The 13,005-nt window shown below is 72.0% G+C and carries 12 protein-coding genes; 7 read left to right on the forward strand and 5 right to left on the reverse strand.

Translation table 11 applies throughout. The features are described 5' to 3' along the window. The first annotated feature begins 25 nt into the window (after positions 1-25). On the forward strand, positions 26-2,176 hold the full coding sequence (locus WFK95_RS00440) for a bifunctional SulP family inorganic anion transporter/carbonic anhydrase (protein ID WP_336669564.1): 2,151 nt from the start codon (positions 26-28) through the stop codon (positions 2,174-2,176). Between the two features lie 27 nt (positions 2,177-2,203). On the opposite strand, the gene WFK95_RS00445 is transcribed toward WFK95_RS00440, so the two are convergent. Both WFK95_RS00445 and WFK95_RS00450 read right to left on the reverse strand, forming a co-directional pair. Then, the gene (locus WFK95_RS00445; protein WP_336669565.1) at positions 2,204-2,650 is read right to left on the reverse strand and encodes a MerR family transcriptional regulator; all 447 of its coding nucleotides are present in this window, start codon (positions 2,648-2,650) and stop codon (positions 2,204-2,206) included. Between the two features lie 9 nt (positions 2,651-2,659). After that, a complete protein-coding gene (locus WFK95_RS00450; RefSeq protein ID WP_224644893.1) occupies positions 2,660-4,165 on the reverse strand; it encodes a SulP family inorganic anion transporter in 1,506 nt (501 codons plus the stop codon). A 227-nt stretch (positions 4,166-4,392) separates the two neighbouring features. On the opposite strand from WFK95_RS00450, the gene WFK95_RS00455 reads away from it, so the two are divergent. Genes WFK95_RS00455 through WFK95_RS00470 form a run of 4 tightly spaced genes read left to right on the forward strand, consistent with a single transcriptional unit; the run spans position 4,393 to position 7,908 of the window. Beyond that, positions 4,393-5,043 (forward strand): hypothetical protein, encoded by a 651-nt coding sequence (locus WFK95_RS00455; protein ID WP_224644894.1) that lies wholly within the window; start codon positions 4,393-4,395, stop codon positions 5,041-5,043. Continuing rightward, the gene (locus tag WFK95_RS00460; RefSeq protein WP_224644895.1) at positions 5,015-5,716 is read left to right on the forward strand and encodes a response regulator transcription factor; all 702 of its coding nucleotides are present in this window, start codon (positions 5,015-5,017) and stop codon (positions 5,714-5,716) included. Before WFK95_RS00455 ends, WFK95_RS00460 begins: the two co-directional genes overlap by 29 nt. Continuing rightward, positions 5,713-7,101, forward strand: coding sequence for a sensor histidine kinase (locus WFK95_RS00465; protein ID WP_224644896.1), 1,389 nt, complete (start codon positions 5,713-5,715; stop codon positions 7,099-7,101). Before WFK95_RS00460 ends, WFK95_RS00465 begins: the two co-directional genes overlap by 4 nt. Before the next feature lie 9 nt (positions 7,102-7,110). Further along, the gene (locus WFK95_RS00470; protein WP_224644897.1) at positions 7,111-7,908 is read left to right on the forward strand and encodes a glutamate racemase; all 798 of its coding nucleotides are present in this window, start codon (positions 7,111-7,113) and stop codon (positions 7,906-7,908) included. Between the two features lie 521 nt (positions 7,909-8,429). Here the strand turns inward: WFK95_RS00470 and WFK95_RS00475 are convergent. Both WFK95_RS00475 and WFK95_RS00480 read right to left on the reverse strand, forming a co-directional pair. Then, positions 8,430-10,010 carry an ABC transporter permease gene (locus tag WFK95_RS00475; protein WP_224644898.1) on the reverse strand — a complete coding sequence of 527 codons (1,581 nt, stop codon included), beginning with the start codon at positions 10,008-10,010 and terminating at the stop codon, positions 8,430-8,432. Further along, entirely contained in the window at positions 10,007-10,903 is an 897-nt protein-coding gene (locus WFK95_RS00480) for an ABC transporter ATP-binding protein (RefSeq protein ID WP_224644899.1), read from the reverse strand. Before WFK95_RS00480 ends, WFK95_RS00475 begins: the two co-directional genes overlap by 4 nt. Before the next feature lie 65 nt (positions 10,904-10,968). On the opposite strand from WFK95_RS00480, the gene WFK95_RS00485 reads away from it, so the two are divergent. Both WFK95_RS00485 and WFK95_RS00490 read left to right on the forward strand, forming a co-directional pair. Further along, on the forward strand, positions 10,969-11,430 hold the full coding sequence (locus tag WFK95_RS00485) for a GbsR/MarR family transcriptional regulator (RefSeq protein ID WP_224644900.1): 462 nt from the start codon (positions 10,969-10,971) through the stop codon (positions 11,428-11,430). Positions 11,431-11,461: 31 nt separating this feature from the next. Beyond that, positions 11,462-12,334, forward strand: a complete 873-nt coding sequence (locus WFK95_RS00490; protein WP_304941257.1) for an aldo/keto reductase family oxidoreductase — start codon at positions 11,462-11,464, stop codon at positions 12,332-12,334. Positions 12,335-12,417: 83 nt separating this feature from the next. Here the strand turns inward: WFK95_RS00490 and WFK95_RS00495 are convergent, their stop codons facing one another. Then, a complete protein-coding gene (locus WFK95_RS00495) occupies positions 12,418-12,837 on the reverse strand; it encodes an ABC transporter permease (RefSeq protein ID WP_224644901.1) in 420 nt (139 codons plus the stop codon). Between the last annotated feature and the right edge of the window lie 168 nt (positions 12,838-13,005).

Below are 13,005 nucleotides of genomic sequence, written 5' to 3' on the forward strand. Positions count from 1 at the left end.
ACACCGCGCCCGCACAGTGGTGTCCATGCAGGAGAAACTCAGAGACATAGCGCGTTTCGACGGGCCGTCGTCGATCGTCGTCTTCCTCGTGGCACTGCCACTGTCCCTCGGCATCGCGCTGGCGTCGGGTGCGCCGCTCATGGCGGGCCTCATCGCGGGCGTCGTCGGCGGCATCGTCGGCGGCCTGATGGGCGGCTCGCCGCTGCTCGTCAGCGGCCCGGCCGCGGGCCTGACGGTGGTCGTCGCCGAACTCATCGCGACCTTCGGGTGGAAGGTGACCACCGCGATCACCGTCGCCGCGGGCCTCGTGCAGATCGGACTGGGCCTGAGCCGGATCGCCCGTGCGGCGCTGGCGATCTCGCCGGTCGTGGTGCACGCCATGCTCGCCGGCATCGGCGTGACGATCGTGATCCAGCAGGCCCACGTCCTGCTCGGCGGCTCCTCGCGCAGCTCGGTGCTGCAGAACCTCACGGAGCTGCCCTCGCGGATCGGCGCCCTGCACTGGCCCGACCTCGCCGTCGGCCTCGTCGTGATCGCGGTGATGGTGCTCTGGCCGAAGCTGCCCGCGAAGTGGCGCCGGGTCCCCGGCGCCCTTGTCGCGGTGACGGCCGCGACGGTGCTCTCCCTCGTCGTCCCGATGAACGTCGAGCGGATCCGCCTGAACGGCTCCATCATCGACGCGATCGGCCTGCCCGCCATGCCCACCGGGAACTGGGGCGCCGTCGCCCTCGGCGTCCTCACCGTCGCGCTCATCGCCAGCGTCGAGTCGCTGCTCTCCGCCGTGGCCACCGACCGCATGCACGACGGCGCCAAGACGAACCTCGACCGCGAGCTCGTCGGCCAGGGCGCCGCCAACACCGTCTCCGGGCTGCTCGGCGGCCTCCCCGTCACCGGCGTCATCGTGCGCAGCGCGACCAACGTCGCCGCCGGGGCCCGCACCCGCTGGTCCGCGGTCCTGCACGGCGTGTGGCTACTCTTCTTCTCCGTCGCGCTCTCCGGCCTCGTCGAGAAGATCCCCACCTCCGCCCTCGCCGGCCTGCTCATCGTGATCGGCGTCCAGCTGGTGAAGATCGCCCACATCCGCACCGCCCGCCGCACGGGCGACCTGCTCGTCTACGCCGTCACCATCGGCGGCGTCCTGTTCCTCAACCTGCTCGAGGGCGTGCTCGCCGGACTCGTCGTCGCGCTGGTCCTCGTCCTGTGGCGAGTCGCGCGGGCCCATATCGAGGCCGTGGTCGACGGTGCCGGCCGCTGGCACGTCACCGTCGACGGGACGCTGTCCTTCTTCTCCCTGCCGCGCCTGACGCGGGTGCTCGCCACCGTCCCGCCCGGGCAGGACGTCGCGATCGAGCTCACCGTCGACTTCCTCGACCACGCGGCGGCGGAGGAGATCCAGGAGTGGTCGCGGCGCTACCGGGCCGCAGGCGGGACCGTCACCGTCGACGACCTGGGCGGTGCGGCTCTCGACGCGGCCGCGACGGTCACGCCCCGTCGGACCACGGAACGCCCGGCCGAGCGCGGCCTGCTGCCCTGGCGCGCGCACGCCCGCGGCGGCCTCGCCGACGGGATCGCCCGCTACCACCGGCGGCACGCCGCCCTGCTCAGCGACGACTTCGACCAACTCAGCGGCGGCCAGAAGCCGGAGGCGCTGTTCCTCACCTGCGCCGATTCGCGGGTCGTGCCGAACGTCATCACCGGCAGCGGCCCGGGCGACCTGTTCACCGTCCGCAACGTGGGCAACCTGGTCCCGCCCGCGGGCACGGACCCGTCGATCGAGGCCTCGCTCGCCTACGCCGTCGACCAGCTCGCGGTCCGGCAGATCATCGTCTGCGGGCACTCCGCGTGCGGGGCGATGGGCGTCGCGCTCGAATCCCCGGTCGTTCCTCCGACGATCCGGCGCTGGATCGAGCACGCGGCACCGTCGACCGAGGCCTTCCGGACCGGCCACCCCGTGCGCGGGGCGGCGGCGGATCTGGGCTTCGGGGCGGCCGACCAGCTCTCGCTGGTCAACGTCGCGATGCAGGTGGCGGCGGTGGCCGAGCACCCGCTGGTGCGGGCCGCGGTCGCCGCGGGGCGGGTCGAAGTCATCGGCCTGTTCTTCGACATCGCGTCCGGCCGGGTGCTGCGCGTGACGGACTCGGCGGTCGTGGAGGCGGACACTCTCACCCACGCCTAGCGACACGCCGGCGCGGCGCCGCGGACCTCACCCCCGCGGCGTCGCGCGTTCCGCCGTTCCCGATCGTCCGGGCCGGCGGGCGATCCCGGCAAGGGTGCTCGCGAACTCCTCCGCGATCGCGAGCTGCGTCCGGAGCTCGGCGCAGCGTTGCTGCGCGGCATCGGAGCACTGGTCGACGAAGACCGCGGCGTCGGCGCGCACCTCGTCCGCCGCCGCGTCGTCGGCGAGCGTGTCCAGCGCCGCGAGCAGATCCCGCATCTGTTCGAGGGTGAAGCCGAGCGGCTTCATGCGTCGGATCACGAGCAGGCGCTCGACGTCGGAGGAGGTGTAGAGGCGGAACCCGCCGGGGCTCCGCTCGGATGGCGTGACCAGGCCGACCTCGTCGTAGTGCCGGATCGTCTTGAGGGACAGCCCCGTGGCCTCCGCGACCTGTCCGATCTGCAGGAGGCGGCCGGTCGCCGGTGCGTCTGCCATGGCGTGAGCCTAGTCGTGGCCGCCGAGGTGCCCGCTGAGACGACCGTGCCGCTCCGCGGACGCCGCGTCGAGCCCGACGAACTCGACCGTCTTGCCCTTGCCGCGGTACTTGGTCTCGATCGCATCGAGTGCCGCGACGGTCGACGCGTCCCACACGTGCGCCGCGGACAGGTCGACGATCACGTGCCGCGGGTCGTTCACGTAGTCGAACTGGTGCACCAGATCGTTGCTGGAGGCGAAGAAGAGCTCGCCCTGCACGCGGTAGGTGCGCGTGCCCGAGGTGGCCGACTCAGTGGGAACGACCTCGGTGAAGTGCGCGACCCGCCGGACGAGCAGGAGGGTCGCGACGATGACGCCGCCGACGACGCCGTACGCCAGGTTGTGGGTGGCGACGGTGATCGCGACGGTGACGGCCATGACCGCGGTCTCGCTGCGCGGCATGCGGCGCAGGGTCGCCGGGGCGATGCTGTGCCAGTCGAAGGTGCCGACCGCGACCATGATCATCACCGCCACCAGCGCGGCCATCGGGATCCGCGCGACGAGGTCCCCGAGGCCGACGACGAGGATCAGGAGGAACAACCCGGCGAGGAAGGTCGAGATCCGCGTCCGGGCGCCGGAGCTCTTGACGTTGATCATCGTCTGGCCGATCATCGCGCAGCCGCCCATGCCGCCGAAGAATCCGGTCACCACGTTCGCCACGCCCTGCCCCCAGCCCTCGCGGGTCTTGTCGGAGTGGGTGTCGGTGATGTCGTCGACGAGCTTGGCGGTCATGAGCGATTCGAGCAGGCCGACGAGGGCCACCGCGAGGGCGTACGGCGCGATCAGCCGCAGCGTGTCCAGGTCGTACGGGACATCGGGGATCAGCCACTGCGGAAGGGTGCTCGGCAGCTCGCCCTCGTCGCCGACGTTCGGGACGGCGAGGCCGGCGACCATCGTGACCCCGGTCAGGAGGACGATCGCCACCAGCGGCGCCGGCACAGCGGTGGTGAGCCGCGGCAGGCCGATCATGATGAGCAGGCCGGCGGCGATCATCGGGTACACGAGCCACGGCACGCCGGTCATGTGCGGCACCTGGGCGAGGAAGATCAGGATGGCGAGGGCGTTGACGAATCCGACCATCACCGATCGCGGGATGAACCGCATCAGCTTCGCGACGCCGAGGGCGCTGAGTACGATCTGGAGGAGTCCGGCGAGGATCACGGTCGCGAGTAGGTAGTCCAGGCCGTGCTCGCGCGCGATGGGGGCGACGACCAGCGCGACCGCGCCGGTGGCGGCCGAGATCATCGCGGGCCTGCCGCCGACGACCGCGATCGTGACCGCCATGGTGAACGAGGCGAACAGCCCGACGCGCGGATCGACGCCGGCGATGATCGAGAAGGAGATCGCCTCCGGGATCAACGCCAGCGCCACCACGAGACCCGCGAGCGTCTCGGTCTTGAGGCGCTTCGGACTGCGCAGCGCGGCCACGACGTCGCTGTCCCGGACGAACCGCGCCGTGCGCGTGTGGACTGTCATCGATCGGATCCTTCGTGCATCGGTCGCATCACGCGGCGATGTGCCCCGGCTGCGGTGAATGAGCTGCGGCGCGCGGGTCCACCGCGCGAACCGGCCGAACTCTACCCTCCCGTTAGGGAAGAGTTGTATGCGCGGGGTCCTCGGCGGCGCGGATTGCGACACGGCTGTGACATTCGCGGGGCGAAACGGAGGCGGGCCGACGACGATGAGGGACAATGCTCGACGTCATGTTCGCAACCACACGCCCCTGGACCGCCGCGACGACGGCAGTCGTCGCCGCGCTGGCCTTCGCCGGGCTCTACCTCGCGGTCGTCGGCACCGCATCGGGCCAGGTCATCGACCACGAGCTCATGCGGACGATCTCCGCCGCATTCGGGGTCGAGAACCCCGTCGAGGGCGCCCTGGGCCGCTACCAGCTGCCGATGATCGCGGCCGGCGGCCTCCTCGTGGCCGCGGTCGTCGCGAGCCGCCGGTCGAAGACGGTCGCCGTCTCCGCCGCGCTCGTCCTCGGCTCGACGGTGGCGGGCGCGTACCTGCTCAAGGCCCTGCTCGAGCGGCCCTCCTTCGGCATCGGCCCCGAGCTCAACTCGTTCCCGTCGAACACCGTCGCCGTGGTCGCGGCGCTCGCGGTGATCCTGGTCGGCTCCGCCGCGCGGCGCTACCGCGCCCTCGCGCTCCTCGTCGCCGTCGGCGCCGGGAGCGTGGTCTCCGTCCTCGTCGTCGCCCAACAGTGGCACCGCCCCGGCGATGTCCTGGGAGCATGGTTGGTGGCCGTCGGCGCCGCCGCGGTGGTCCGGGTCGGTCAGGCCGCCTGGGCCTGGACCTCCGACGTGGAAGGGAGCCTCACGGGTGGTCAGACTGCTGCTCATCGAGGATGACCCGGCGATCGTCGACGCACTGACGCTCTCGCTCGGCCGGCTCGACCACACCGTCGAGCACCTGGCCGCCGCCACGGACGACCTCGAGCAGCGGGTGACCGCCGCCGATGCGGTGATCCTCGACGTCGGCCTGCCCGGCGAGGACGGCTTCGCCGTGTGCCGCCGCATCCGTCGCTCCAGCACCGTCCCGATCCTCATGCTCACGGCCCGCTCCGACGACATCGACACCGTCGCCGGACTCGAGGCCGGCGCCGACGACTACGTGGTCAAGCCCGTCAGCCCGCGCGTGCTGGACGCCCGGATCAAGGCCGCCCTGCGCCGCACCGCGCCGTCCGCGGACCCCGCCCCGGCACCGTCGGGCGAGGTGGCGGCACCGTCGAACGACGGTCCGCTGACCGTCGACCGGGCCGGCGCGGAGGTCCTGCGCGACGGTGCGCCCCTGCCGCTCACGCCCACCGAGAAGCGGCTGATGTACGCCTTCGCCGACCACCCGGGCCAGGTGCTCAGCCGCGAGCAGTTGCTCGCGATGGCCTGGAACCAGGACTTCCTCGGCGACTCCCGGCTGGTGGACAACGCGATCCTGCGGCTGCGCCCCAAGATCGACCCACACGACGGGACCAGCCACATCGAGACGGTGCGCGGCTTCGGCTACCGGTTCCGGCCCACGCCGTGATCGCAGGTCTGCGCACCCGGATCCTCGCGATCATCGTGATCGTGACCTGCCTGACCGCGGGGGTCACCGGCGTCGCGGTCGCAATGGTGGTGCGGGACTGGGTGTATCAGGACGCGCAGGAAGCCGTGCTCACCACGTTCCGGCACGACATGGAGACCTTCGAGCGCCAGGGGATGCCCGCGCCGGGCAGCGGTGGGGCCTCGCCGGGAGGCCGATCGAGCATCGGGGAGTTCCTCCCGGGCGACTACACCGTGGAGGTCGACGGCGTGACCGTCCGCCAGGGGTCCGCGCCCCCGCAGGACTTCCCCGGGGCGATGCGGCGCGAGCTCGAGAAGGTGCCGTCGCTGTACCGCTTCCAGCGGTTGCCGGACGGGAAGGTGCTGGTCGCGCACAGCGTTCCCCGGCCGACGATCTTCAATGCGGAGAGCGTCGTGGTCTACGGCGTGCAGCCGCTCGAGGACGTCGGGCCCCGGTTGAACCGGCTCACGTTGCTGGTCGTCGTCGCCGTGGCCGGCAGCGCTCTGCTCGGCATCCTCGTCGCGCTGATCGTCGCGCGCACGGTGACCCGGCCGCTCAGCCGGATCCAGTCCGTCGCCGCGCGCGTCACGGACGGCGACACCGAGGCCCGCCTCCCCGCGACCGACGTGACCGAACTGCGCGACCTCACCGACACGTTCAACTCCATGCTCGACCGGCAGAACGAGTCGATCGACGTGCTGCGCCACCAGGACGCGCGGTCGCGGCGGTTCGTCGGCGACGTCTCGCACGAGCTGCGCAGCCCACTCGCCGCGCTCGTCCCCGCCGCCGAGGTGCTGCGCGAGGAGGCCGCGACCCTCGGCGCCGACTCCGACCTGCGCCGCGCCTCCGAGCTCGTCGCCTCCGAGGTCGACACCCTCGCCGGCCTCGTCGACGACCTGCTGGAGATGACGCGCCTCGACGCCGGTGCGGCCGAGGTGCGGCGCGCGCCCTTCGAGCTGGTCGGGGCCCTGCGCGAGGCCCTCTCCGCCCGCGGCTGGCACGCCGTCCAGGTCGACGGTGCGCCCCTCACCGTCGAGTCCGACCGCCGCCGCGTGGTCGCGGTGGTGACCAACCTGGTGGGCAACGCGGTCCGGCACGGCGCGCCGCCCGTGACGGTGACCGTCGCTCCGTCGGCCGACGGTGCGATCGTCGAGGTCCGCGATCACGGTCCGGGCGTGCCGCCCGGCGACGAGGAACGGGTCTTCGGCCGGTTCGCGAAGGCCCAGGAGGCCCGCTCGCGCGGTGCCGGCGGGGGAGCCGGCCTCGGGCTCGCCATCGCCCGGGACAACGCGCGGCTGCTGGGCGGCGACGTCGACTACCGGCGCGAGGGCGCCACCACCGTCTTCCGGTTGCGGCTCGCCCGGTAAATTCGGGTCATGCGCGTAGCGGTGATCGACTCCGGTTTCGGGATGGTCAACTACGCCGACGCCCTCTCCCGCGTGCGGCCCGACACCGAGCTGGTGCTGGCCCGCGACCCCGACAACATGCCCTACGGCCTGCTGGAACCGGCCCGGATCTCGGAGTGCGTGGTCGCCATGGCCGGCGCCGCGGCCCGCTACGACGTGGACGCGATCATCGTCGCCTGCAACACCGGCTCCATGTACGCACTGGAGGCGGCCCGCGCCCGCTTCGAGCCCGCCGTCCCCGTCGTCGGGGTGGTGCCCGCCATCCGCCCCGCGGGGTCGACGGGGCGCCCCTTCGCCGTCTGGGCGACCGCTGCGGCGACGGTGAGCGACTACCAGACCTCGCTCATCGACGCCTTCGCCGACCCGGCCCTCGCGCACCGCATCCCCTGCTACGGCCTGGCCGAGGCGATCGACTCCGGCGACCCCGAGCGGGTGGCGGCGGCGATCTCCGCGGCGGCCGCGGCGACCCCGGACGACATCGAGTCGGTGGTTCTGGGCTGCACGCACTACGGGCTGGTCAGGGAGCCGATCGTGTCCGCGCTCCGGGCGCGGACCGGGCGGGACGTCGCGGTCTTCGACTCGCCGGAACCTGTCGCCCGGCAGACGCTGCGCCGGCTCGGCGTGGAGCCCGGCGGACCGCCGGAGCTGGGCGCCGTGGTGGCCGTGCTGGAGTCCGGGCGTCCGGGGGCGCTGCCCGCCTCGCTCGCCGCCTATCCCGCCGGCCGGCTGCTCCTGGAGCGATGCGGTCGCAGCGCGAAAACACCGTGACAAAAGAATCGCGATGAGATATATGCATGACCGCAACTCTCCTGTTATCCTGAGAGAGCACTGACCGCAGCTGACTCGCTCGCTGCGGTCAGTAGTCATTTGCAGGGCTTTTGATCTCTCAAGTTAGCCCCGGGTCTCTCAGGTGAAACGTCAACTGTCTCAGAGGCTGAGATCGCCCCGTGACGAGTCCGTGACCAACGCCCCGTAGAGCGCAATCGGGGGCGAGCCCGCGTTGGGCCCGTGTTGCTGCACGGAAGCGATGCGTCCCACGCATACCCTCCAAACCTCCAGGTTAGAGCCGGTTTTCGAGAATCGGGCGATGCGTCTGGCGCATACCCCTCCCGGACGTACACGGGTGGAGCGGGCGGCGGACCGTCGGGCCTCACAGGGGAGGGTATGCGCCGGGCGCATCGCCCTGTCCGTCGAAAATGCCCCTGACCTTCAGTTTTCGGGGGTATGCGTGGGACGCATCACCTGTCTGATCGACTTACCCGGCCCAGCGGGCCGCCCCGGCGTGCGGCCTACGCGGCGAGGTCGCGGCGGGACTCGGACAGCGCAGCCGCGATCAGGCCCGCCGCGGCGATCACCACCAGGGTGATCGTGGCGCCGGTGAGCACGGTGGCGCCGGGCTGCGTCGCGACGTGCTTGAACGGCGAGACCTTCGCGACCCAGTCGGGGAGCTTCAGCACGTCGGCGATCATCGTGGTCACGCACAGCGCGAGCACGACCCAGCCCACGGACGCCCAGCGCGCCGAGATCGCGCCCGCGAGGGCGGCGATCGCCGTGATCACCCACACCGCCGGCAGCGCGGCCAGGGCGGGGACGATCAGCTCCCGGCCCGCGGTGAGGGAGACGCCCGCGCCGAGGGCGAGACTCACCACGGTCGTCGCGATAACGGCCGCGGTCAGGTGCGAGGCGTACCAGCGCAGCCGCGCCACCGGCGCCGAGAGCAGGTACTCCGCGCGGCCCGAGGTCTCCTCCGAGCAGGCGGTGTTGACGATGGAAATGCCCAGCGCCGCGACCGCCATGCCCATGATGGAGAACTCGGCGCCGAAGAAGACATCCAGCAGGCTGGAGCCGGATCCGCCGAGCCGCTCGAGCATCTCGCGCGTCCCGGAGTTGCCCACCAGCGAGTCGACCGCGCTGCCCATGCCGCCGAAGGCGAGGCCCACGGCCAGCATGCCGACGCTCCAGCCGATCAACTGGCCGCGGTGCAGTCGCCAGGTCAGCGCCTCCACGGAGCCGAGCAGGGCGCTGCCCCGCTCGCGGCCCCGACCCACCGGGATCAGGCCTGCACCCAGGTCGCGCTGCGCGGCGATCCGCAGGGCCACCGCGGTGAGCACCACCGACGCCGCGAGCAGCAGCAGGATCGGCCAGGGCCGGTCGTCGGCGAACGGGCGGATCTGCTGCGCCCAGCCGAGCGGCGAGAGCCAGGACTCCCAGCCGGGCTCGGCGGGCAGCGTCCCGTCGGTCCGGATGACGGAGACGTCGCCGACGGCCCGGAGCAGGTAGGCGCCGCCGAGGCCCACGGCGAACAGGCCGCGCGCGGCGCGCGCACCCTCCGTGAGCTGCGCGCAGAGCAGCGCGAACGCGGCGAAGACGATGCCGGTGAACGCCCAGAGAGCGCCGAACAGCATGCTGCCCTGCGCATCCGCGCCCATGCCGATCAGCGTCAGCGCGCTGAGCACGCCGATGGCCAGGCTCAGCGCGGTGGTCTCGATGAGCGCGGTGAGCGGGGGAGCGGTGCGATCGATCGCGGAGGCGCCCAGCATCTCCCGGCGGCCGGACTCCTCGTCGGCGCGGGTGTGGCGGATCACCAGCAGACCGGTGAGCAGCCCGAGGGCGGCCGCCATCATGACGACCATCTTGATCACGCCCACCGCGCCGGTGGTGGCCGAGTAGACGGGGCCGAACATCGCGACGAGCGAGGGATTCTCGCTGGCGGCGCGCGCGGCGGAGTCGAGTGAGGCCTGGTCGGCGTAGTTGGTCTTCGCCGTCGAATAGGCCGACGCCGCCATCGCGACGTAGAGCAGGAGCCACACCACCAGCTGGATGCGGTCGCGCCGCACCACCAGCCGCAGGGTGGCACCCAGGCCCGTCATCGCACGGCCCCGGCGGTGTCGTAGTGCCGGAGGAAGAGCTCCTCGAGCGTCGGCGGGCGGCTGGTCAGCGACGTGGGGCCGGCGGCCGCCAGCTCGCCGAGGAGGCGCCCGAGGTCCGCCGCCTCGACGCTGAACGAGACACGGTCACCGTCGGCCTGCAGGTCGTGCACGCCCGCGGTGTTCGCGAGGTCGACGGGGCGCGCCAGCGTCGCCTCGACCCGGGTGCGGGAGAGGTGGCGGAGCGAGGCCAGCGAGCCGGTCTCGACGGACGCACCGTCCTTGATGATGGTGACGGTGTCGGCGACCCGGTCCACCTCGGACAGGATGTGGCTCGAGAGCAGGATCGACGTGCCGTCGGCCTTCGCCTCGGCGAGGCACTGGGTGAAGACCTCCTCCATGAGCGGGTCGAGGCCGGAGGTCGGTTCGTCGAGGATCATCAGCTCGGCGCGCGCGGCGAAGGCGGCGACGAGCGCGACCTTCTGCCGGTTGCCCTTGCTGTAGGTGCGGGCCTTCTTCGCGGGGTCGAGGGCGAAGCGCTCGATCAGCTCGGCTCGGCGCGCCTCGTCGAGGCCTCCGCGCAGGCGCCCCATGAGGTCGATGATCTCGCCGCCGGACAGGTTGGGCCACAGCGTCACGTCGCCCGGCACGTAGGCGAGGCGGCGGTGCAGCTCGGCGGCCTGGGACCACGGATCGCCGCCCAGCAGCTCGACGGTGCCCGAGGTCTTCTTCAGCAGCCCGAGGAGGACGCGGATGGTGGTGGACTTGCCCGCCCCGTTGGGGCCGAGGAAGGCGTGGACCTCGCCCGGCGTCACGTGGAGGTCGAGCCCGGTGAGTGCGTGTGCGCTGCCGAAGGTCTTGGTGAGGCCCTCGACCCGAACGACTTCAGTTGTCATGGCGCCGACGCTACGCTCAGTTCACAAATTTGTGAAGTGTCTGAATTGTGGCTATCGTGACCTGCATGGACGCGCCCGACTTCGTGGAGAACATGGCAGCCGCGTTCGTGGACGCGGGTATGCAGCGCATGGCATCCCGCGTCTTCGCCGCGGTGCTGACGTCGCCGGAAGCGGCGCTCACGCCCTCGCAGATCGCCGAGCGATTACAGGTGTCCGCCGGCGCCGTGTCGGGCGCCGTGCGGTACCTCGAGCAGACGAGCATGATCCGCCGCACGCACGTGCCCGGCTCCCGGCACAGCCTGATCACCCTCGGCGACGACATCTGGTACGAGGCCTTCGCCGCTCGCAATCCGATCCTCGAGCGGTGGCGCGACGTCGCCATCGAGGGGATCGAGGAGCTGCCCACGGGTGGCCCCGCCGCCGAGCGTCTCTCGGTGATGCGCGACTTCTTCGAGTTCATGATCGACGAGCTCCCGGAGATGATGGAGCGCTGGCGGAAGGTCCGCGAGGCCAAGCACGGGCACTGACACCGGGCGGTCGCGGTGCAATGATGGGTGCATGACTGCAACCACCCTGCCCGGCGGCACGTTCGCCCTCGGCGGCGACCTCACGGTCACCCGATTCGGTTACGGCGCCATGCAACTCGCGGGGCCGCACGTCTTCGGCCCGCCCGCCGACCGCGAGGCGGCGATCGAGGTGCTGCACGACGTGATCGACCTGGGCATCACGCACATCGACACCAGCGACTACTACGGCCCGTTCGTCACCAACGAGATCATCCGCGAGGCGCTGCACCCCTACCCGGAGTCGCTGCACATCGTGACCAAGGTCGGCGCCCGCCGCGACGACACCGGCGGCTGGCCGCCCGCGCTGGAGCCCGACGACCTGCGCCGCGCCGTCGACGAGAACCTCGAACGCCTCGGGCTCGACGCGATCGACGTGGTGAACCTGCGCGTCGGCGACTTCGACACCCCCAGCGCCGGCTCGATCGCCGAGCCCTTCACCGTGCTCGCCGAGCTGAAGCAGCAGGGCCTGATCCGGCACCTCGGCGTGAGCACCGTGACCGCCGAGCAGGTCGCGGAGGCGCAGTCGATCGCGCCGGTCGCGTGCGTGCAGAACTTCTACAACATCGCCCACCGCGTCGACGACGAGCTGGTGGATTCGCTGGCGGCGCAGGGTATCGCGTACGTGCCCTACTTCCCGCTCGGCGGGTTCAGCCCGCTGCAGTCCGACGCGCTGAACGCCGTCGCGGCCCGGCTCGGCGCCACCCCGATGGCGGTCGCCCTCGCGTGGCTGCTGCAGCGTTCGCCGAACATCCTGCTCATCCCGGGCACCTCGTCGGTCGTGCACCTGCGCGAGAACGTCGCCGGCGCCGCGCTGGAGCTCCCGGCCGACGCGCTCGCCGAGCTGGACGCGATCGGCACCCGCTGACCTTCGGTGCGTGTCGGCGACGACGCGCCGGGGCCCGGTCGCAGAGATGCACCGAGGCTCCGTCGGCGATCCGTCGTACGCGGTCAGTAGTTCCGCGGGCCCGTCTCGTACCGGCCGGCCGCCACCAGCCAGGTCACGGCCACGACGGCGATCGGCGTCACGCACAGGATCGCGGCCGGTCCGGCGACCGCCGCGGTCGTCGCCGCCAGCTCCGACCATCGCGGCCGCCCGCCGACGATGCGGCGGGCCGCCGTCCACCCCGCCGTGACGCCCATGAGCAGCACGAACGCCGCCGTGAACCACAGGCTCCGCACGATCAGGCTGAGCACCATCCCGAGCACCGCGAGCTGCACCGTCGCGCGGACCGTCGAACTCAGGATCGCGGGGCCGTAGCCGGTTCGCCCGAGCCACGCCACGGCGGCGCCCGTCAGGGCGAGGGCGACGAGCGCGACGGCGAGGCCCGGGCCCACCGTGAGCAGCTCGCCCGGATCACTTCCGGTCACGTCGTGGAAACCTAGTCGAAATGAGCGCCCCGCGCGGCTTCGCAGGTGCATCGGCGCAGGTCCAGGCCGGTAAGGATGACCTTTCATTTGGTGATCCGAGGCGGGGAAACTAATATTTTCGGTACAGCCAACGATGCCTGAGGTGATCTGCAGTCCCGGATCGCCGAA

It is taken from the genome of Tsukamurella sp. USMM236, from assembly GCF_037148755.1.
In the GTDB taxonomy this organism is placed as follows: domain Bacteria; phylum Actinomycetota; class Actinomycetes; order Mycobacteriales; family Mycobacteriaceae; genus Tsukamurella.